This is a genomic window from Bacillus cereus group sp. BfR-BA-01381 (genome assembly GCF_022663555.1).
GTDB lineage: Bacteria > Bacillota > Bacilli > Bacillales > Bacillaceae_G > Bacillus_A > Bacillus_A pacificus.
Genome location: NZ_JAKUFR010000195.1, coordinates 1 through 1,504, shown reverse-complemented (window position 1 = coordinate 1,504; position 1,504 = coordinate 1). Strand labels below are relative to the sequence as shown.

Sequence of the window (1,504 nt, the reverse complement as noted above, 5' to 3'; positions counted from 1 at the left end):
GAGCAGCTCTCTGAAACGATCATAACCATCTACTTTCCTCTTCTTTGCATATATAATATATAAAGTTAGAAAATTCTTAATTCACTTTTATTTGTTACACGTATTATAGGACGTTGTTCTTTTCATTGTCAACATGTTTCCGGAATTTTTTTAATAAGATACACATTTTCGAATCTTTTTTATTGCGAAACAAAAGTTTTTGTATAATACTATATAAAACATATATATTTAGGAGGATTACAGCAATGTCCGAAAAAACATACGAAATCGCAACCTTTGCAGGCGGTTGCTTTTGGTGCATGGTAAAGCCATTTGATGAACTTCCTGGTATTCATAAAGTACGTTCTGGCTATGCAGGTGGTCATGTAGAAAACCCAACATATGAACAAGTAAAAGCTGGAACATCTGGTCATTTAGAAGTTGTACAAATTACATTCGATCCTTCTATTTTTCCGTATAAAAAATTACTAGATTTATATTGGCCACAAATCGATCCAACTGATGATGGCGGACAATTCTTTGACCGCGGTCCCTCTTATCGCACCGCTATTTTTTATCATAACGAAACACAAAAAGAGCTTGCTGAAAAATCAAAACAAGCTCTTGCAGAAAGCGGTATGTTTAAAGAGCCAATCGTAACTGAAATTCGCCCAGCTGCACCTTTTTATGAAGCCGAGGAATACCACCAACATTTCTATAAAAAGAACCCAGAGAAATATGCTACTGAGCAAAAAGAATCTGGCCGTGAAGACTTTATAAAAGAAAATTGGCAAAAAAAATAATAAAAACGCATCGTGCTTTTTAGTACGGTGCGTTTTTATTTTTGATAAAAGTACCATACAATGATAAAAACAACAGCTGTTAATGCCCAAAGTACTATCTTGTTTTTCACCCTACTCTTTTTCTGATTCATTCCATCCCCCCCCTAGTAACAATTAAGCATAGTCAAGACTTCTTTTGTTCAATTGTCCACTGGATAAAAGTAAATAAATCCTTACATATTCTTATAATAAAACCACCAATAATTCCAATTGCAATTGAAATTACTAACATCTGTCCAAAACTAAAAGAATTTGTATATGTTATGTAGAGAACGATACATATAAGTAAAACATCCGGTAAAGAAAGTAAAAACCTTTTAAACATTCCTTTTTCTCCCCTTTACTTTATTTATCTCTTCTACTGTCAACTTTGCAATAAAGTTTGTTCAAAAATTCCATTTAGACAATCATTTTACGAAAAACAATAAGAATCCCTTTTCAAAAGGGATTCTTATTCAGCAGATTTAAGTTTAATTATTTTCTACATATCCTATTCCATAATTACTCCTAAATAGAATAATATTACTAATGATTTATTGTAAATTGACTATTTTCCAGGCAACAGGATGTTACGCCAGCTACTTACGTCACATTGACCGTATGTATTTTCACCTACTGCTACCACCGTGCCGTCTGATTTCAGGCCGACTGTATGTGCACAACCAGCCGCTATCGCTACAATA

General features: G+C 33.4%; 3 protein-coding genes. 1 reads left to right on the top strand and 2 read right to left on the bottom strand.

The window, feature by feature from the left end:
* The first annotated feature begins 245 nt into the window (after positions 1 to 245).
* Entirely contained in the window at positions 246 to 782 is a 537-nt protein-coding gene (gene msrA / locus MR079_RS28215; protein WP_139867764.1) for a peptide-methionine (S)-S-oxide reductase MsrA, read from the top strand.
* Between the two features lie 163 nt (positions 783 to 945).
* Here the strand turns inward: msrA and MR079_RS28210 are convergent, their stop codons facing one another.
* A complete protein-coding gene (locus tag MR079_RS28210; RefSeq protein ID WP_049112646.1) occupies positions 946 to 1,146 on the bottom strand; it encodes a hypothetical protein in 201 nt (66 codons plus the stop codon).
* 222 nt (positions 1,147 to 1,368) lie between these two features.
* On the bottom strand, positions 1,369 to 1,504 hold a 136-nt coding region (locus MR079_RS28205; RefSeq protein WP_242295075.1), incomplete at its 5' end, for an RCC1-like domain-containing protein.